The 18,762-nt window shown below is 69.6% G+C and carries 12 protein-coding genes; 6 read left to right on the forward strand and 6 right to left on the reverse strand.

Annotated features, from left to right (window positions below; translation table 11 throughout):
* Window positions 1–101 precede the first annotated feature (101 nt).
* Entirely contained in the window at window positions 102–1,415 is a 1,314-nt protein-coding gene (locus tag ACWCRB_RS32835) for a D-alanyl-D-alanine carboxypeptidase family protein (RefSeq protein ID WP_450999528.1), read from the reverse strand.
* 181 nt (window positions 1,416–1,596) lie between these two features.
* On the opposite strand from ACWCRB_RS32835, the gene ACWCRB_RS32840 reads away from it, so the two are divergent.
* The 5 genes from ACWCRB_RS32840 to ACWCRB_RS32860 all read left to right on the forward strand — a co-directional run bounded on the left by ACWCRB_RS32840 (window position 1,597) and on the right by ACWCRB_RS32860 (window position 11,948).
* Entirely contained in the window at window positions 1,597–1,839 is a 243-nt protein-coding gene (locus tag ACWCRB_RS32840; protein WP_450999529.1) for an SCO4848 family membrane protein, read from the forward strand.
* 70 nt (window positions 1,840–1,909) lie between these two features.
* Complete coding sequence (locus ACWCRB_RS32845) at window positions 1,910–3,172, forward strand: metallophosphoesterase (RefSeq protein ID WP_450999530.1); 1,263 nt, start codon at window positions 1,910–1,912, stop codon at window positions 3,170–3,172.
* A gap of 326 nt (window positions 3,173–3,498) precedes the next feature.
* Window positions 3,499–9,630 (forward strand): DNRLRE domain-containing protein, encoded by a 6,132-nt coding sequence (locus ACWCRB_RS32850; protein ID WP_450999531.1) that lies wholly within the window; start codon window positions 3,499–3,501, stop codon window positions 9,628–9,630.
* 18 nt (window positions 9,631–9,648) lie between these two features.
* Window positions 9,649–10,188, forward strand: coding sequence for a hypothetical protein (locus ACWCRB_RS32855; RefSeq protein WP_450999532.1), 540 nt, complete (start codon window positions 9,649–9,651; stop codon window positions 10,186–10,188).
* A 203-nt stretch (window positions 10,189–10,391) separates the two neighbouring features.
* Window positions 10,392–11,948, forward strand: coding sequence for an ABC transporter substrate-binding protein (locus ACWCRB_RS32860; RefSeq protein WP_450999533.1), 1,557 nt, complete (start codon window positions 10,392–10,394; stop codon window positions 11,946–11,948).
* 168 nt (window positions 11,949–12,116) lie between these two features.
* Here ACWCRB_RS32860 and ACWCRB_RS32865 read toward each other — a convergent pair whose 3' ends face one another.
* Entirely contained in the window at window positions 12,117–13,667 is a 1,551-nt protein-coding gene (locus ACWCRB_RS32865; protein WP_450999534.1) for an ATP-binding protein, read from the reverse strand.
* The gene (locus ACWCRB_RS32870; RefSeq protein WP_450999535.1) at window positions 13,664–14,356 is read right to left on the reverse strand and encodes a response regulator transcription factor; all 693 of its coding nucleotides are present in this window, start codon (window positions 14,354–14,356) and stop codon (window positions 13,664–13,666) included. The genes ACWCRB_RS32865 and ACWCRB_RS32870 overlap by 4 nt, the downstream gene beginning before the upstream one ends.
* A gap of 145 nt (window positions 14,357–14,501) precedes the next feature.
* On the opposite strand from ACWCRB_RS32870, the gene ACWCRB_RS32875 reads away from it, so the two are divergent.
* Window positions 14,502–16,958, forward strand: coding sequence for an MMPL family transporter (locus tag ACWCRB_RS32875; protein WP_450999536.1), 2,457 nt, complete (start codon window positions 14,502–14,504; stop codon window positions 16,956–16,958).
* A 3-nt stretch (window positions 16,959–16,961) separates the two neighbouring features.
* On the opposite strand, the gene ACWCRB_RS32880 is transcribed toward ACWCRB_RS32875, so the two are convergent.
* From ACWCRB_RS32880 to ACWCRB_RS32890, 3 genes are read right to left on the reverse strand one after another with little or no spacing between them, the layout of a single operon-like run.
* Complete coding sequence (locus ACWCRB_RS32880; RefSeq protein WP_450999537.1) at window positions 16,962–17,714, reverse strand: TetR family transcriptional regulator; 753 nt, start codon at window positions 17,712–17,714, stop codon at window positions 16,962–16,964.
* Between the two features lie 10 nt (window positions 17,715–17,724).
* Window positions 17,725–18,261 (reverse strand): thiol-disulfide oxidoreductase DCC family protein, encoded by a 537-nt coding sequence (locus tag ACWCRB_RS32885; RefSeq protein WP_450999546.1) that lies wholly within the window; start codon window positions 18,259–18,261, stop codon window positions 17,725–17,727.
* Window positions 18,262–18,266: 5 nt separating this feature from the next.
* Window positions 18,267–18,674 carry a hypothetical protein gene (locus ACWCRB_RS32890; protein WP_369036784.1) on the reverse strand — a complete coding sequence of 136 codons (408 nt, stop codon included), beginning with the start codon at window positions 18,672–18,674 and terminating at the stop codon, window positions 18,267–18,269.
* Window positions 18,675–18,762 lie beyond the last annotated feature (88 nt).

Consider the following 18,762-nt stretch of genomic DNA (forward strand, 5'->3'; position numbering starts at 1 on the left):
CGCCGACGGCCGGATCGCGGCCGTACTCCCGTACGAGGCCGACGCAGCCCCCAGAAGGATGGGACGGGTAGGGGCGGCGGGGGCGAGGAAAAGCCCCCCAACTACCGCCGACGCCGCACCAGTTCCGGCAGGGGCCACCGTCGGTTGATCAGGAACGCGCCCCCCGCCAACAGCACCAGCACACCCCCGGTGATCCCCAGCGCAACCCCGATCCCACCCCCGTCCGCCTCGGCCGACGCGTTCGCGACCGGCGACGCGGAACCGTCCCCGGAGCCCCCGTCCGACGCTCCGCCCCCGGCCTCACCGGAGTCCGTGTCACCGTCGGTCGAGCCGGGCTGAGGGCTCGACCCCGCCGCACCCTGGGGCGCCACCAGCTCGCCCACCGGCTGCACCTTCCCCGCCGCCTTGAACCCCCAGTCGAGCAACCGCGCGGTCTCCTTGTAGACCTCGTTGTGCTCCTCCTCCGACGGATTCATGACCGTGACCAGCAGCACCTTGCCACCCCGCTCGGCGACCCCCGTGAAGGTCGCCCCCGCGTTCGTCGTGTTGCCGTTCTTCACGCCCGCGATCCCCTGGTACACCGAGACGTCCGAGTCGCCCGCCAGCAGCCGGTTGGTGTTCTGGATCTCGAAGGTCCCGCGCACCGTCTTGCCCTGCTTGTTCTTCTTAGTCTCGCCCGGGAACTTGGCCGTCACCGTCGAGCAGTACTCACGGAAGTCCTTCTTCTGCAGCCCGGACCGTGCGAAGAGCGTGAGGTCGTACGCGGACGACACCTGGCCCCGCTCGTCGTAGCCGTCGGGGCTCATCACGTTCGTGTCGAGGGCCTGGAGCTCCTCCGCGTGCTCGTTCATCTCCTTGACCGTGGCCGCGACGCCCCCGTTCATGTGGGACAGGACGTGCACCGCGTCGTTCCCGGAGCGCAGGAAGACGCCGAGCCACAGATCGTGGACCGTGTACGTCTCCTTCTCCTTGATGCCGACCATGCTGGACCCGGCGCCGACGTCCGCCAGCTCGGCGGAGGTGACCTTGTGCTCCATGGTCTTCGGGAACTTCGGCAGCACGGTGTCGGCGAACAGCATCTTCAGCGTGCTCGCCGGCGGCAGCCGCCAGTGCGCGTTGTGCGAGGCGAGGACGTCGCCGGACTCGGCGTCCGAGACGATCCACGAGCGGGCGCTGATGTCCTTGGGGATCACCGGCACCCCGTCGGAGAGGTTCACCTGCGTCCCGGCCTTCCCGAGCCGCTCCCCGCCCACGGTCGACATGTTCGCCGGGGGAGTCGCCGACGGCGTGGCACTCGGCGTCGGAGACGGCTTGGGGGCCGCGAACGCCGGTACGGGCGTGGTCAGCGCGGTGGACAACAGGGCGGCGGAGGTGACCAGCAGGCTTCGCCTGGCGGTCTTCGTGGAGGCGGACACGATCGAGAACGTACATGTACTGGCCCACGAAGTCGCACACCCCTCCCCACCCCGGCCGAGGGCCCCAGTCTCCGGCGGCGATACTGGACCCATGCTGTGCTCATCCGGGGGACAACCCCCGGACCCCCGGCCGACTCGGTCGGACTGAGTTGACCGGTGTAGTGATGAAAGGCCCCTTTTTGTGAAACTCAGCCGCCCCGTCTCCTGGTTCCTGCTCGCCTTCGGGGTGTGGAGCTGGGTCATCTGGGTCACTTTCATCAAGAATCTGGTCAAGGACGGCAGCGGGCTCGCGTTCGACGACGCGGGCACTCCGACGGCGTACTTCTGGGTGCATCTGGTGCTCGCGGTCGCCTCCTTCGTATTGGGGACGATCGTCGGCGGCATCGGGTTGCGCGGACTGCGCGCTTTGCGCCAGACCTCATAGCACCCGACCTCATAGCACCAGACCTCGCAACGCCCGACCTCACAACGGGAACAACGGGAGACACCCCCGCATGGTCATCGTTTTCCTGCTCGTCGTGCTCGCCGCCCTGGTCGGCCTGCACTGGTACGTCTGGCGCCGTCTCGTGCGCGACACGACCGTCGGCCCCGGCCTCGCCCGCCGTATCGGCACGGCCGTGTTCGTCGCCTGGCCGGTCCTGATGATCGGGGCCTTCGTCGCCGAGCGCGGCGGCGCGCCCTTCTGGCTCCAGCAGACGTTGGCCTGGCCCGGCTTCCTGTGGCTGGCCCTGTTCATCTACCTCGGACTGGCCCTGATCGCCGGCGAGGCCGTACGGCCACTGCTGCGACGGTTCCTGGAGCGGCGCCGCCCGGCCGAGGCACCCGCGGAGTCCCCCGTACCGCTCCGGAAGTCGGAGACCGTACCGCCGGGCGTGCCCGAGACCCCGGACCCGGTTCCCGACCCGAGCGCCGGCCCCCGTCTCCTCGCCGCCCCGTCCCGCCGTCTCTTCGTCTCCCGGGTCGTGGCCGGTGCCGCCGCCACAGCAGCCGTCGGGACCGTGGGTTACGGCACCTACGGCGTCGTACGAGGCCCGCGCGTGAAGCGGGTCACCGTGCCGCTGGCCAAGCTCCCGCGCGGCGCCCACGGGTTCAGGATCGCCGTCGTCAGCGACATCCACCTCGGGCCCGTCCTCGGGCGGGGGTTCGCGCAGAAGGTCGTCGACACGATCAACTCCACCCAGCCCGATCTGATCGCGGTCGTCGGCGACCTGGTCGACGGCAGTGTGAAGGATCTGGGACCGGCCGCCGCTCCCCTCGCCCAACTCCGCGCCCGTCACGGCGCGTTCTTCGTGACCGGGAACCACGAGTACTTCTCCGGCGCCGAGGAGTGGGTCGAGGAGGTACGGCGGCTCGGGCTGCGCCCGCTGGAGAACGCCCGCGTCGAACTGCCCGCCTTCGACCTCGCCGGGGTCAACGACGTGGCCGGTGAGAGCGAGGGCCAGGGTCCCGACTTCACCAAGGCGCTCGGCGACCGCGACACCTCACGGGCGAGCGTGCTGCTGGCCCACCAGCCGGTGCAGATCCACGACGCCGTCGAGCACGGCGTCGACCTCCAGCTCTCCGGCCACACCCACGGCGGCCAGCTCTGGCCGGGCAACTTCATCGCCGACCTCGCCAACCCGACCCTCGCGGGCCTGGAGCGGTACGGGGACACACAGTTGTACGTCTCCCGGGGTGCCGGCGCGTGGGGCCCGCCCACGCGGGTGGGGGCGCCGTCGGACATCACCGTGGTGGAACTGGCGTCCGCACAGGCCTGATTACCGCCAGTGAAGGTCACGGATCAGTAAAGAATTTGGGTGGGTGGAACCTTGGTGGCGGTCCGTCAATCCGCCCCCGGCCAATGAGAGTTGGCGCCCGAGTGCCCCATTCGCCTTGATCGGTCCACAGGTGCGGCACAGGGGAGTGGAATCTTCCGCATGGCTGAAACTCGGTGATCGTTTTCCAGTCAAGTGTCTTGAGGGAGATCTGAGGATAACTGTGAGCGACATCTGGGGGAACGGTGAAAGTTCCCTCACGAACCCCTGCTTTGATCACGTCCGTTCATGGCGCACCAGGCGTCATGGCGTGATCACAGGAGTCGTTCTTGAGAATCAAACGGGGAAGGGCGAGAGCCGTAGGCATATCGCCAAGACGTACCGCACTCGCCGTCGCCGCCGTGCTGGCGGCCGAGACGGCGCTGGTGTCGCTGGGGACCGGGCAGGCCTTCGCCGCCGCGGACTCCGCCACCACGCAGGTGACGTCGGCCAGGCCGGCCAAGTCGGCCGCGTCGTCGGCGGGTTCGACGGCCGCGGCGTTGCTGATGGCCCGTACGCAGGGCCGGAAGATCGAGGTGCTGTCGGAGCGTTCGGCCAGTTCGACGACGTACGCGCTGCCGAACGGGCAGTTGCAGACGTCGACGTACGCGGCGCCGATCCGGCAGAAGGTCGACGGGGTGTGGCGGAACATCGACACCGCCCTGTCCGATGAAGGCAGCGCCCTGGAGCCGGAGGTCGCGGCGGCGGACATCGCGGTCTCCGACGGAGGGGACACCGCGCTCGCGTCGGTGACCAAGGGTGCGCGGTCGTTCGGCATGGGCTGGGAGTCGAAGCTGCCCACACCGTCGGTGAAGGACGACACCGCCTCTTACGACCTCGGTGACGGCGAGACCCTGACGGTCACGGCGCTGTCGCAGGGCTTCAGCCAGAACGTGGTTCTGGACAAGGCTCCCGAGGGTCCGCTGGAGTACCGGATCCCGATGCGGCTCAAGGGACTTGTCCTGTCGGTGGCCGAATCCGGGCACCTGCTGCTGAAGGATTCGGCCGGGAAGCTGGTCGCCGAGGCACCCGCGCCGATGATGTGGGACTCCTCCAAGGACCAGAAGTCCGGCGAGTCGAAGTATCAGGCCAGGGTCGAAACGAAGGTCGAGACCGCCGAGGACGGGTCGCAGACCCTGGTTCTCACCCCGGACGCCGACTACTTCACCGAGAACAAGCTGACCTATCCGGTCACGGTCGACCCGACCACCACTCTCGCCGTCACCACGGACACCTGGGTGGCGACGAACTACACCGACTCGCAGATCTCGTCCACCGAGCTGAAGTCCGGTACGTACGACGCGGGGACCACCAAGGCCCGCGCCTACATGAAGTTCGACGTGTCGCCCTTCAAGGGCAAGCACATCACCGACACCAACCTGGCGCTGTACTCGTACTACTCCTCGACGTGCGACACCTCGGGCGCGGGTACGCAGGTGCGGCGGATCACCGGGACCTGGACCTCGGCCGACATCACCTGGGCGGACCAGCCGGCCACCACCGCGACCGGTGCGGTCACCAGCACGGCGGCCAAGGGCTACAGCGACTCCTGCCCGGCCGGCACGGTCAACTTCGACATCGACGCCATCGTGCAGGCGTGGGCGGACGGTTCCACCAACCAGGGTGTGCGGATCGCGGGCGCCTCGGAGACCGACTCCACCACCTGGCGCCGCTACCGCTCCGCCAACTACGTCTCCGGCGACGGCTCCACCGAGCCCCACCTGACCGTGACGTACAACTCCTACCCGGCGGTGCCGAGTTCGGCCGCGATCGCGCCCTCGCAGGTCAACGCCTACAACGGCAAGCGGTACGTCACCTCGCTCACCCCGACCCTGTCGGCCAAGGTGACCGACCCGGACGGGTCGAAGACCAAGGCCCAGTTCGAGATCACCCCGGACCCGACGTACGCCGACACCACGTACACCTACACGGGTACGTCCGTCTCGGTGGCCTCCGGGTCGCAGGTGCCGTTCACGATCCCCTCGGCCAGCGCCTTCCCGGCCGGTTCGCATCTGCGCTACCGCGTGCGGGCGTACGACGGGACCGACTACGGCTCCTGGACCGGCTACACGACGTTCGTGCTGAACACGGCCAAGCCGGTCGCACCGACGGTCACCTGTGACACGTACACGGAGAACGGCTGGACGGCGAAGGCCTCCGCCGCCGTGTCCTGCACGCTCGACACCTCCTCCACGGACGGTGCCGGCTACCAGTGGGGTCTGGACGACTCGTCCCTGCCCAACAAGAAGCTCGACACCACCAACGGCACCGGCGGCGACTCCCAGACGATCAGCATCGACCCGGCCAACGGCTGGCACACGCTGTACGCGCGGACCATCGACTCCGGCGGCAACCTGTCGACGGCGACCACCTCTTACTCGTTCGGCGTCGGTGCCGACGGCGCGGCCATCCTCTCCCCGGCCGCCGGTGACACCACCGCCCGTCGGCTGACGCTGTCCGCAAAGGGCCTCACCTCCTACACGGGTGCCACCTGGCAGTACCGGCGTGGTGAGACCGACTCCTGGCACACCCTGCCGGTCGGTGACGTGACCGCCTCCGGTTCCGCCGTCTCCGCCTGGCCGGTCGCCGTCACCAGCGGCACCGCGACCAAGCTCGTGTGGAACACGGTCTCCTCGCTCGCCGAGGACGGTGTCATCCAGCTGCGGGCCGCGTTCACCGACGGCACCACCACCGGGTACTCGCAGACCGTAGACGTCACGCTCGACCGTGACGCCGGTACCGCGCCCGCCGCCCAGGTGGGTCCGGGCCAGGTCAACCAGCTGACCGGGGACTTCACGCTGTCGGCCACGGACGCCTCCGCGTTCGAGGCGAGCGTCGAGCGCACCTACTCCTCGCGTGCCAACAGCACCGACAGCGAGGGCCAGGCGCAGATCTTCGGTCCCGGCTGGACTTCGTCGGTCGACGCCGTCGGCACCGACTTCACCCAGCTCCGCAAGACCTCCGACACCTCGGTGGAACTGCTGAGCGCGGACGGCAGCTCGGTCGCGTTCACCGCGACCAGCGGCGGTGGCTGGCAGCCGGAGACCGGCGCCGAGTTCCTCACCCTGACGGGCACCCTGTCCGGGACCACCTTCACGCTGACCGACACCGACGGCGGCACCACGGCGTTCGCCAAGGCGGCGACCGGCGTGGCGACCTGGACCCTGTCCTCCTCGGCGACGGCGGTCGACGACTCCACCGTCACCGTCGCCTCCGAGACGGTCACCTCGGGCAGCTCGACGCTGGCCCGTCCGAAGTACGTGATCTCGCCGACCGGCGCGGCCACGGCCGCGACCTGCCAGGCCACCCCGGCCACCAAGGGCTGCCGCGTCCTGGAGTATTCGTACGCGACCTCCACGACCGCCACGTCCGGCGCGGTCGGCGACTACACCGGCCAGGTCAAGGCGATCAAGCTGTGGGCCACCAGCCCCGGCGCCTCCGCCGCGACCGCCGAGACGGTCGAGTCCTACACGTACGACAGCTCCGGCCGGCTCGCCCAGGCATGGGACCCGCGCATCGGCACCGCGCTGAAGACGACGTACACCTACGACTCGGACGGCCGCGTCGTCGCATACACCAAGCCCGGCGAGCTGCCCTGGGCCTTCACCTACGGCAAGGCCGGCTCCGCGCTGACCTCGGGCACGGGCATGCTGCTCAAGGCATCCCGCGCCGCCCTGACGCCCGGTACCGCGAGCACCACGTCCGGTACGGCGGCCACCACCGTCGTCTACGACGTGCCGCTCTCCGGCACCACGGCTCCGTACCAGCTGGACGCCACCACCGTCGCCACCTGGGCGCAGGACGAGGCACCCACCGACGCGACCGCCGTCTTCCCGGCGGACTCCGTCCCCACCTCCCACACCGGCGGCGATCTGACGGCCACCTCGTACTCGCGAGCCACCGTCACGTACATCAACGCCAACGGCCAGGAGACCAACACCGCCCGGCCCGGTGGCTTCATCACCACCACCGAGCACGACGACTACGGCAACACGGTCGCCGAACTGACCGCCGCCAACCGCGCGTTGGCGCTCGGCACCGCCACCGGTGCCGCCGACAAGCTGGCCGCGCTCGGCCTCGACGGACTGTCGACCGCCGACCGTGCCCAGCTGCTGGCCACCGAGCTGCGGTACTCGGCCGACGGCGAGCAGCTCACGGACGAGTTCGGTCCGCTGCACGAGGTCACGCTCACCAAGGAACTCACCGGTTCCACCGCCGAGTCGACCCTGGCGGCGGGCACGGTGACCCCGGCCCGTACCCACACCTCGTACACCTACGACGAGAACCGGCCCAGCGGCGCCGAGGTCTCCGGCCTGGTCACCTCCGCCGTGACCGGCGCGGCGATCCCGGGCTACGCCACCGACGCCGACACCGGCACGACGACCACCACCTACGACTGGACCACCGGCCAGGAGAAGACGGTCACCGGTGACGACACCGCGAACCTCGTGACGACCTTCGACTCGGCGGGCCGGGTGGCCACCACCCGCACGACGGGCTCGACCGGTTCGGACGCGGGCACGCTGGCGTACACCTACTACACCGCCACCGGCAGCGGCACCTGTGTCTCCTCCGTCTCGACCGGCCTGCTCTGCAGGACGGCGCCCGCGGCGGCCATCACCGGCGGCGGCACCAACCCGACCGAGGCGGTCACCACCGTCTACACGTACGACCGCTGGGGCCAGGTCGCGACCAAGGCCGAGACCGCCAACAGCGTGACCCGCACGACCACCAACACGGTTGACGCCGCGGGCCGCGTCACCGGGACCACGGTCACCGGCGGCGTCGGAACCGGCACGCCGGACACCACCTACACGTACAACACCGCCAACGGGCGTCAGGCCACGCAGACCGCGAACGGCCAGACCATCGCCTACACGTACGACAGCCTGGGCCGTGTGCTGACCTACGCCGACGGCGCGGGCAACACCTCCACCACCTCGTACGACGCCCTGGACCGGCCGACGCAGATCACCGACTCGGCCCCGTCGACGGTGACGTACGCGTACGGCACGACCGGTACCGCCACGACCATGACCGACTCGGTCGCGGGCACCTTCACCGCCACCTACGACGCCGACGGCACCCTCGCCACGCAGACCCTGCCCGGCGACCACACCCTCACCGTCGCGACCGACCCGGCCGGTGAGGAGACCGGCCGCGAGTACACCACCGCCGACGGCACCACCGTCGCCGCCGACACCGCCGGCTACACGGTGACCGGCCGCCAGGCGGGCCACACCCAGACCGACGGTTCGACCACCCAGACCGACTACACCTACGACAGTGCCGGCCGCCTCACCAAGGCCGCCGACACCACGGCCGGCGGCTGCGCCACCCGCGCCTACACCTTCGACGCGAACAGCAACCGCACGGCCCTGACGGCCACTTCGGACGACTGCGACAGCGCCACGACCGACGACGCCACCACGGCGACCACGTCGTACGCCTACGACAGCGCCGACCGCCTGGTGAACTCCGGCTACGTGTACGACGCGTTCGGCCGCACCACCACCAGCGGTGCCACGACCCTGTCGTACTTCACCAACGACATGATCGCCACCGAGACCGTCGGCACCAGCCGCAACTCCTGGGCCCTGGACGCCGCCGGACGCCTCGCCGTCCAGACTGCCCAGACCCAGGCCACCGACGGCACCTGGACCGTCGGCACCAGCACGACCAGCCACTACGGCTGCGACTGCGACAGCCCCACCTGGACCAAGACCGCCGACACCGTCAGCCGCAGCCTCCGCGACATCGCGGGCGACCTCGGCGCCACCACGTCGGCGACCGGGAACACGGTCCTCCAGCTCACCAACATCCACGGTGACGTGATCGTCCAGCAGCCGCTGGACACCACGGTGGCCGCCACCGTCCAGCACTACGACGAGTACGGCAACCCGCAGGGCGCCACCGCGCTCACCGCGCAGGGCTGGCTCGGCGCCTACCAGCGCCAGACCAGCACCCTCAGCGGCTACACCCTGATGGGCGCGCGGGTCTACGACCCGGCCACGGGCCGCTTCCTGCAGACCGACCCGGTCGTCTACGGTTCGCCGAACCACTACGGCTACCCGGTCGACCCGGTCATGGCGTACGACCTCGACGGGCGCGAGTGGTACAAGAAGAAGTCCTGGTACCTGAGGGACGACAAGGCCAAGAAGCTGGGCAACGCCCTGATCCGCACCGGCAAGTTCCTGGACGTTCTCGCCAACTACCTCAACATGGCTCCCTCGCACTGGTCGATCAAGCTGCTGAAGGTCGCGGCCGAAGCGCTGGGCTGGGGTGCCGAGAAGCTCGGCGGTGTCATCAAGAACTCCGCGAAGCTCAGGGGCAAGGGCGTCCGGATCACCATCGGCATCTGGCACGGCGGCTGCTGGGTCTGCTACTACCCGCTGATGATGATCTACCCGGCCAACAAGTGATGTGAGGAGGCACGAAGGATGAAGGAGAGTCCGTCTCCGCTCGCGCGACTCGCGGCAGCCGACAGGCTGATCGAGGGCACGCGAGTCCTGAAGCCCCGGGTCCATGTGGCCCTGTGCGTGGGCGTCGCCGTGGCGGTCTGGTTCCTGCCGGACTCCGCCGTCCGGCCGGTCACCGTGATCGAGACCCTGATCCTGCCGGTCACCGGCGTCGTCGTCGCCCGGATTCTCGGGCGGGACGCCTGGCTCTACTCGGAGATCGGTTCCGAGAACGCCGACGGTGCCGAGGGCGCGGGTCGCCCGTCGGTGACGGCGTACACGCGGGGGCTCGTCCTCGGCTACGCCGCCGGTGGGGCGCTCGCACTGGCCGGTGCCCTGCTGGTGCCGGAGTCCTGGCTGCGGTACCTGGTCGGCGCGGCGGCCCTGTGGGCGCTGTGGTCGGGGTGGCGCAAGGAACAGGAGGTCCGCGAGGCCCGTCGGCTGCGCGAGCGGTCCGGGCAGGAGCCCTGGTACGCCGAGTACCGGACGCTGATCGAGGAACGCCGGCGACAGCTGTCGTGACGGATTCTCCGTGAGGGACACTCCCCGTGTGGGGCAAGGCGCAACTGCCTTGCCCCACACGGGTTTTCCTCCTGGTAACAAGGCGTCGGTAACGTCTTTCCCATCTCGCAAGAAGTCCCTTCCCCCACCCGAAACTCCTGTGGTTAGGTGATCAACACCACAGGGGAGTGACCTGTGCAGGGGGTCCTGGGGAGGGCACACCGATGCGCTCGGTACGCATACGGATTCTCGCGGCGTTTCTCATCGTGGCCGCCGCGGGCGCGGTCGCCTGGCAGCTGATGCCGGACCGCGGGGACAACGGCAGGACGATCACCGTCGGTACGACCGACGACGTGACCTCCCTCGACCCGGCCGGCGCCTATGACGCCGGCTCCTGGGCCCTGTTCAGCAACGTCTTCCAGACACTGCTCACCTATGAGCCGAGCGGGTCCACCCCCGTCCCGGACGCGGCGAAGAGCTGCTCCTTCAAGGGCTCCGGCCTGCGCACCTACGTCTGCACCCTGCGCGACGACCTCACCTTCCCGAGCGGCCGGAAGATGACCGCCGAGGACGTGCGGTTCTCCTTCGAGCGCGTCAAGCGCATCAACTCCGACGTCGGCCCCGCCTCCCTCCTCGGCACCCTCCGCTCGGTCGACGCCAAGGACCTGACGGTCACCTTCCACCTCAACTCGCCCGACGCCACCTTCCCGTTCAAGGTGGCCACCGGGGCCGGTGCGATCGTCGACCGCGAGCGCTACCCCGAGAACGGGCTGCGTACCGACACGGGCGCCGACGGCACCGGACCGTACGTCCTGAAGTCGTACACGAAGGAGAAGCAGGCCGTCCTCGAACCCAACGGCAGCTACGCGGGCGCCGTGCGGAGCACCGGCCGGCCCATCCTCCTGCGCTACTACGCCGACCCGACCGCCCTCGACAAGGCATGGAAGGCGAAGAGCGTCGACGTCGCCACCCGCCAGCTGCCGCCCAAGGTCCTCGCCGGCCTCTCGCCCAGCGACCCGGGCCAGCGCGTCATCGAGGACGACAGCGCCGAGACCCGCAACCTGATCCTCAACGTCCGTACGAGTTCCCCCCTCCACGACCCGCTCGTCCGCCGCGCCCTGGCCTGGCTGATCAACCGGGAGGAACTCGTCAGCACGGTGTACGAGGGCACGGCCGACCCCCTCTACTCACTGATCCCGGCGGGCATCACCGGCCACACCACCTCGTTCTTCGACGCCTACCCCCGCCCCAGCGTCACCCAGGCCCGCGCCCTGCTCACCGAGGCCGGGGTCACCCTCCCGATCCGCTTCACCTACGGCTACGCCGAGGGACGCGGCGCCGCCGCAGAGGAAGCCGCCCTGCTCAAGCGGCAGTTGGAGACGGGCGGCCTGTTCAAGGTCACCGTCAAGGGCTACGAGTGGACCGACTACCAGAAGCGGTACGCGGCCGGAAAGCTGGACGCCTACGCCGTCGGCTGGGTCGCCGACTTCCCCGACCCGGACACCTTCACCGGCCCGCTCGTCGGCACCGGCAACAGCATGAAGAACGGGTACGGCAGCAAGGCGGTGGACCAGCTCATCCTGGACAGCCGCAAGTACGCCGACCGCACCCGCGCCGCCCAGGACTTCCGCTCACTCCAGCAGGAGATCGCCCAGGACGTGCCGGTCATCCCGCTGTGGCAGCGCAAGGAGTACGTCGTCAGCAGCGAGGACGTCGGCGGCGGCCAGTACCTCTCGGACGGCACCGGCGTCTTCCGCCTCTGGAGCCTGGGCTGGATCTGACACGGCAGCAAGGACACGCCCCTGAAGGGCGCCCCGTAGGGGCGAGCCCTTCAGGGGCGCGGGGAACTGCGCGATCAACCCCCACCGGCCCGCAGCTGGGCAGGGGCTTTCAGGGGCGCGGGGAACTGCGCAAAAAGCCACCACGCACCCGCACCCGACACCCGCCCCTCAGCAAACCCCCCGCTCCGGCAAAGTAACCGTCACAGCCAACCCCTCCCCAGGCGCGGTCCGCACATCCACAGACCCCCCATGCGCCAGAACAACCCCCTGCACGATCGCCAACCCCAACCCACTCCCAGCCCCACCCCCCGCCCGAAAGAACCGATCAAAAATCCGCCCCGCGTCCTCCTCCGCCACCCCCGGCCCCTCATCCGCGACACACACCCGCACAACCCCACCCACCCGCTCAACCCCCAACCGCACAGCCACATCCCCAGCCGTGTGCGTCCGCACATTCCCTACCAAATTCCCCAACACCTGCCGCAACCCCGACTCATCCGCCCGCACCAGCAACGCCCCCTCCGCGGACACACTGATCGGCCGCTCCGGCTCCTGCACCCGCAGATCCTCCGCCACATCCCGCACCAACCGGCTCAGATCCACATTCCGCAACCGCAGCTCGGGCCGCTGATCGAGCCGAGCCAGCGTCAGCAGCTCGTCGACAAGGCGCCCCATACGATCCGCCTCACCATTCATCCGGTCCCACGCCCGCCGCCGCTCCACCGGATCCGTCAGCATCCCCTTGTCGTACAGCTGGAGATAGCCCCGTATCGCGGACAACGGCGTACGCAACTCGTGCGAGGCGTCGGCGACGAACCGCCGCAGCTGGGCCGCACTGCGCTCGCGCGTGCGATACGCCGACTCGACCTGGTGGAGCATGGTGTTGAGGGCGACCCGCAGCTGCTCGACCTCAAGGGTGGCCTCCCGACTGGACGGCACCCGCCGGGTCAGATCGCCCTCGGCGATGGCCGTAGACGTCTCGACCATGTCCTCCAGAGGCGCCATCCGACGGCTCACGCTGAACATCGTGAGCACGGCGAGCAACGCGAGCAGCAGCGTCCCGACGGCGAGATCGAGCTTGAGCGCCTTGCCGAGGACGTCGTGCAGGGCGTCCGTCGAGGTCGCCAGGAGCACGGTCGAACCGTCGGCGAGATGGGCGGCGGTGACACGGTACGGAGCGTCCCGCACCCGGATGTCGTGCGGCACGTCGTCACGGGCGAGGTCGGCCGGGTCGGACACGGCGGCGACGAGGGCCCGCTGATCGTCGGTGGGCGCGAACCCGGCGACGGTCATGGCCCGCCCGCCCTTGCCGATGACGACGAAGATGCCGTCGGACACGAGAGAGTCGGCGTTGGCGGACCCGGCCCCGGACGAACCGCTGCCACCGCCACCACCATCCCCGCCCCCAGAGGCCGACCGATACCTGTCCGTCAGCGCGGCGAACGCGGTAAGCGAGTCGATCTGCTCCAACGTGACCCGCGACCCCCCGATCGAGTCCCGCGTGCTCATCAGCTGGGTGTCGACGCTGTCCAGCAGATACAGCCGCATGCCCATCACGCTCACACCGCTCGCCACGACGATGCCGAACGCGAGCAGCGCCACATTGGCCAGCGTGAGCTTCACGCGCAGGGAGCGGATCCCGCCCTCGCACCGGAAGGTGCGGCTCCACCCCGGCCCGAAGGCACGCCCCCACCCCACCCCGATCCCGAAGAGACTCATGCCAGCCCGTACCCGACACCGCGCCGGGTGGTGATCACCGGCGGTCCGAGCGCGTCGAGCTTGCGCCGCAGATAGCTGATGTACGTCTCGACGACCGTCGACTCGGGAGGCGTGTGCTCGTACTGCCAGACATGCCGCAGGAGTTGCTCCTTGGGCACGATCCGGCCGCCGTTGCGCACCAGGAACCGCAGCAGCGCGTACTCCGTGGGCGTCAGCTCGACCGTGCCGCCCGCGCGATGCACGCTGTACGTCGACTCGTCCAGCTCCAGATCGCCGTACCGCAGCGGAGGCCGTTGCGGCAGCACGTCGACGGGCCGCGTCCGCCGCAGCACAGCGGTGATCCGTGCGACCACCTCGTCGATGTTGAACGGCTTGGTGATGTAGTCGTCGCCGAAGCCGAGGGCGCCGACGATCTCGCCCGGTGCGTCCCGCGCGGTCAGGAAGACGAGGGCCAACTCAGGCCTGCGGGCGCGCAGTTCACGCCCGAGGGCCCGGCCGTCGCCGTCCGGCAGCATGATGTCGAGCAGGGCGACGTCCGGGCGGGTGCGCTCGGCGAGCGTGAGCGCCTCACGGACGGTGCCCGCGACCATCACCTCGAAGCGGTGGTAGCGCAGGGCGATGGCGAGGACGTCCGCGATGCTCGGTTCGTCCTCCACCACCAGCACGGTGCCTGTCCCTGGAGCTGTCATGCCCTCAGTATCGGCGGGGCCACCGACAGCAGGGCCCTGTTCGTGCTTTGGAGTTCCTTGAGAGTCATGGCCGCCTCATGTCCACACCGGCCTCCGCCCCCAATTCTGTTGCCAGGACCTGGGGGACCAACCGAATCAACTACTCATGAGTGAGGGGCTGTTGAGCGTGGCGGCATTGGCACGGTGGTGCTATCGGCACCGGCTGGTGGTCCTGTTGATATGGGTGGGGGCCGTGTTCGGACTGGGCTTCGCGGGCTCCGCCGCGGGCACGGACTACGCGAACTCGTTCTCCCTCCCGAACACGGACTCCACCCGCGCGTACGACCTGATGGAGAAGGCCTTCCCGCAGACCGCGGGCGACACCGACACGGTCGTCTGGAAGGTCGACGAGGGCTCGGTGAAGGACGAGTCGGTACGGTCCAGGATCGAGCCGAAGCTCGAAGAGATCGGGAAGATGGCGGGCGTCGGTGAGGTCACCAGCCCGTACGCCGCCGACGGCACCGGCGCCGCCCAGATCAGCGAGAACGGGCGGATCGCCTACGCCCAGATCACCTTCACCGAGCAGGCGAACTCGGTGCCCAAGGAGACCGTCGAGGACGTCGTCGACACGGCCCAGGCCGCCGAACGCGACGGACTCCAGGTCGAGTTGGGCGGCCAGGCGATCACCAGGACCCAGGAACCGCCCACCGGCGTCGCCGAGATGGTCGGCATCCTGGCCGCGGCGGTCGTCCTGTTCCTCGCCTTCGGCTCCCTCTTCGCGATGCTGCTGCCGCTGGTCGTAGCGATCGCGGCCCTGGGCACCGGCCTGATGGCGACGTCCCTCCTCAGCCATGTCACCGACGTCCCCGAAGTCGCCCCGCTGCTCGGCTCGTTGATCGGCCTGGGAGTGGGCATCGACTACGCGCTGTTCATAGTCACGCGCCACCGCCGGGGCATCCTGCGCGGCATGAAGCCCGAGGACTCGGCGGTCACGGCCCTCAACACCTCAGGCCGAGCTGTGCTGTTCGCGGGCGGCACGGTGTGCATCGCGCTCGCCGGCATGCTCGTGATGAACATGCGCTTCCTGGACGGCGTGGTCATCGCGACCTCCCTCACGGTCGTCCTGAGCGTCCTCGCGGCGACGACCCTGCTGCCGGCCCTCCTCGGCTTCCTCGGCATGCGCGTCCTCAGCCGCAGGCAGCGCCGCAAGCTGGCCGCGACGGGCCCGGAACCGGCCGAGGCGAGCGGGCTGGCGGCGCGCTGGTCGTCGTACGTGGAAAGGCGCCCGCGCTCGACGGTGGCAGTAGCTCTGCTGGCGATGCTGATCCTGGCCCTCCCCGTCCTGTCCATCCGCCTCGGGGCGACCGACCAGGGCAACCACCAGGAGTCGACGACCACCCGTCAGGCGTACGACATGCTGGCGGAGGGCTTCGGCCCCGGCTTCAACGGACCGCTCCAGGTGGTGGTCGCGGAGGGCGACGCGAACGCGCTCGTCTCGACGATCCGTACGACGGAGGGCGTGGCGCAGGCAGCGGCGGCGCCGCCGTCCCAGGGCATCACGGTGATCCAGGTCGTCCCGACGACCTCACCCCAGTCGGAACAGACGGACCAACTGATCGACCGCCTCCGGGACGAGGTCATCCCGGCATCAGGAACCGAGGCCCACGTAGGCGGAGTCACGGCGATCTTCAAGGACTTCGCGGCGGTGACGGGCGACCGCCTGCCGTACTTCGTGGCGGCGATCATCTCGCTGGGCTTCTTGTTGCTGCTGGTGGCATTCCGCTCCCTGGTAGTCCCATTGACGGCCGCTTTGATGAACCTGATCGCGGCGGCGGCCTCGTTCGGCGTCCTGGTCGCGATCTTCCAGTGGGGCTGGGGCACGGAGCTGCTGGGCATAGGAAAGGAGGGCCCGATCACGGCGTTCCTCCCGGTAATCATGCTGTCCCTCCTCTTCGGCCTCTCGATGGACTACCAGGTGTTCCTGGTGAGCCGTATGCACGAGGAATGGGTGCATACGAAGGACAACGCGCGGGCGGTCCGAGTAGGCCTCGCCGAAACAAGCAGGGTCATCAACTGCGCGGCCCTGATCATGATCTGTGTGTTCTCCGCCTTCGTCCTGAGCGGCGACATGGAGGGCGCGATGGCGGGCATCGGCCTCGCGGCGGCGGTGGCGCTGGACGCGTTCATCCTCCGTACGGCCCTGGTGCCGGCCGCGATGCATCTGCTCGGCAACTCCAACTGGTGGCTCCCGGCGGGCCTGGAGAAGCGCCTGCCGCATCTGGCGGTGGAGCCGAAGGAGGAGGCCCCGGAGACCGGGGAACCCGCCGGTCCGGCGGGCGGCGCCTCGGTGGTCCACGGTTTCGTCCGTGACCCGGAGGGCGCGCCGGTCGAGGGCGCGGCGGTGAGCCTCCTCACGAAGGGCGGACGCCAGTTGGACCGGGTCACCTCCCTGGCGGACGGCTCGTACATCCTCTCCGTCCCGGCCCCGGGCGCGTATCTGCTGTCGGCGACGGAACCGTCGTACGGCTCCCGGGCCCGGCAGGTGACGGTGGAGGACGGTCCGCTGGTGTACGACGTGGAACTGACGGAGGCGTCGGAGGACGAGATGGACACGGTGAACTGAAACTCAGTTCTCGCCGGCCGAAGAGCCCTTCCCGTCCTGTTTTGCAGGGCTGGGAAGGGCGTTGGTCATGCCGGGCAGGAAGTCGCTGAACAGGTCGTGGACTTCGCGGACGAGCGGCCGCAGCACCCGGAACCGGGCCAGGGTCACCCCGCGCGCGGTGAGCCGGGCACCGCGTCCGGCGAGCCGGTAGGTGCGCTCACGCCCCTCCGTACGGTCGTAGATCCAGTACATGACCATCCCCATCTGGGACAGCCACATCAACTCGGGCAGTACGTCCCGGAGTTCCTCCGGCACTTTCGCCTTCGACCCGGCGAGCACCTCCCTGTGCACCTCGATGGCCTGCACGCGCGCGTGCTCCGACTCGGCGGAGAACGGGCTGAGGGGGCTGTTCGGATCGGCGGCGGTCTTGAAGAACTGCACGGCGAACTCGTGGTAGGGAGCGGCGACATCGAGCCAGGCCCGGTGCACCCCGGCGAGCCGGGCCTCCAACTCGGTCTCCCTGTCCAGGACTTCCCGAGCGGCCACCTGGTACTCCCGGGCCAGCTGGTCGTAGAAGCCCTGGATCAGGTGCTCCTTGCCGGCGAAGTAGTAGTAGGCGTTGCCGACGGAGACCCCGGCCTCCTGAGCGATGGCCCGCATGGTCGTCTTCTCGTACCCGCGTTCCTTGAACAGCCGCATGGCCGTATCCAGGATGAGCGCACGGGTCTGCTCGCTCTTGGGGCTGGGACTGGGACTGTCTTTGGCTGCTGCTGGCACGGAAAGGAGCCTAACCAGTGGAGCAGGCGCCGCTGTCACAGCCGGGCGGGCTGTGGATCCACCCGAGACTGGGGTCGTACGACCATCCGTCGGGCCGCCGGTACACCCGCCGGCCGCGCCTGTGGTCACCCCCTTGCGCCCCGCGCCACTTGGCGGCGGCCAGGGCGGCGGCCTTGGCGACCCGGGCGCCGGCCGGGGTACTGAGCCGATGGGCGAGCGGCCGATGCTCGCGCAGCGCCCAAAGGACGACAACCCAGGCACCGGCGCCCCGGTAGACCTGCCCTCCGTCCCCGACGACGGTGATGTCGGCGAGGGTGGCGGAGTGATCGAGGGTCGGGAAGAGCCCCCGAGCCCGCTCGGACCCGGCCGGCACCAGCACCAACGGCACCAACTGCGGCTGCCGTACGAGCCACTCCCGCACGAAGGCGCACAGCTCGCAGTCGGCGTCGTACAGGACGGTGAGCCGGCGGACCGGCACGCCCCCCGTGGCGTGCCGGTCCGCGCGGGCGGTGGTGTCCCCCGACCCCACCGCGTCCAGTTGGCTCATCCTGCTCACGCCCCGGCGGTGGGGGCGACCCACCCCTGCGGCGCGACGGGCGGCACCTGCTCCCGCTCCATGACACCCCGCCGCCGGATCTTGCTGAGCACGAACACGTTGGCGAGGTGCATGACACCGAGGACGAGCAGCACGACCCCGAGCTTGGTGGAGAGGGCCTCGAAGACCTCCCGGGTGCTGCCGATGTCCCCGTCACCGCTCAGATAGAGGGCGACGAACCCGAGGTTGACGAGATAGAACCCGACCACGAGCAGATGATTGACGGCGTCGGCGAGCTTCTCGTTCCCCCGCAGCACATCGGCGAGAAAGACCCGCCCATTGCTACTGAGAGTCCGCGCGACCCAGACGGTCAGCGCGACGCTGACCAGCAGATAGATGACGTATGCGACGACTGTGAGGTCCATGTCTCTTCGTCCTTGTCCCCGTGTTCCTTGCACGATCCGAACGACTTGAACGCGTTCAAAAGTGCTTACGGGGGAGACTGTAGACCTG

It is taken from the genome of Streptomyces sp. NPDC002156 (assembly GCF_053593675.1).

Bases quoted from the DNA above. Each gene is read 5' to 3' on its own strand.
- ACWCRB_RS32845 (WP_450999530.1), top strand. From the start codon at position 1,910: ATGGTCATCGTTTTCCTGCTCGTCGTGCTCGCCGCCCTGGTCGGCCTG.
- ACWCRB_RS32855 (WP_450999532.1), top strand. From the start codon at position 9,649: ATGAAGGAGAGTCCGTCTCCGCTCGCGCGACTCGCGGCAGCCGACAGG.
- ACWCRB_RS32860 (WP_450999533.1), top strand. From the start codon at position 10,392: ATGCGCTCGGTACGCATACGGATTCTCGCGGCGTTTCTCATCGTGGCC.
- ACWCRB_RS32865 (WP_450999534.1), bottom strand. From the start codon at position 13,667: ATGAGTCTCTTCGGGATCGGGGTGGGGTGGGGGCGTGCCTTCGGGCCG.
- ACWCRB_RS32870 (WP_450999535.1), bottom strand. From the start codon at position 14,356: ATGACAGCTCCAGGGACAGGCACCGTGCTGGTGGTGGAGGACGAACCG.
- ACWCRB_RS32875 (WP_450999536.1), top strand. From the start codon at position 14,502: ATGAGTGAGGGGCTGTTGAGCGTGGCGGCATTGGCACGGTGGTGCTAT.
- ACWCRB_RS32885 (WP_450999546.1), bottom strand. From the start codon at position 18,261: ATGAGCCAACTGGACGCGGTGGGGTCGGGGGACACCACCGCCCGCGCG.
- ACWCRB_RS32890 (WP_369036784.1), bottom strand. From the start codon at position 18,674: ATGGACCTCACAGTCGTCGCATACGTCATCTATCTGCTGGTCAGCGTC.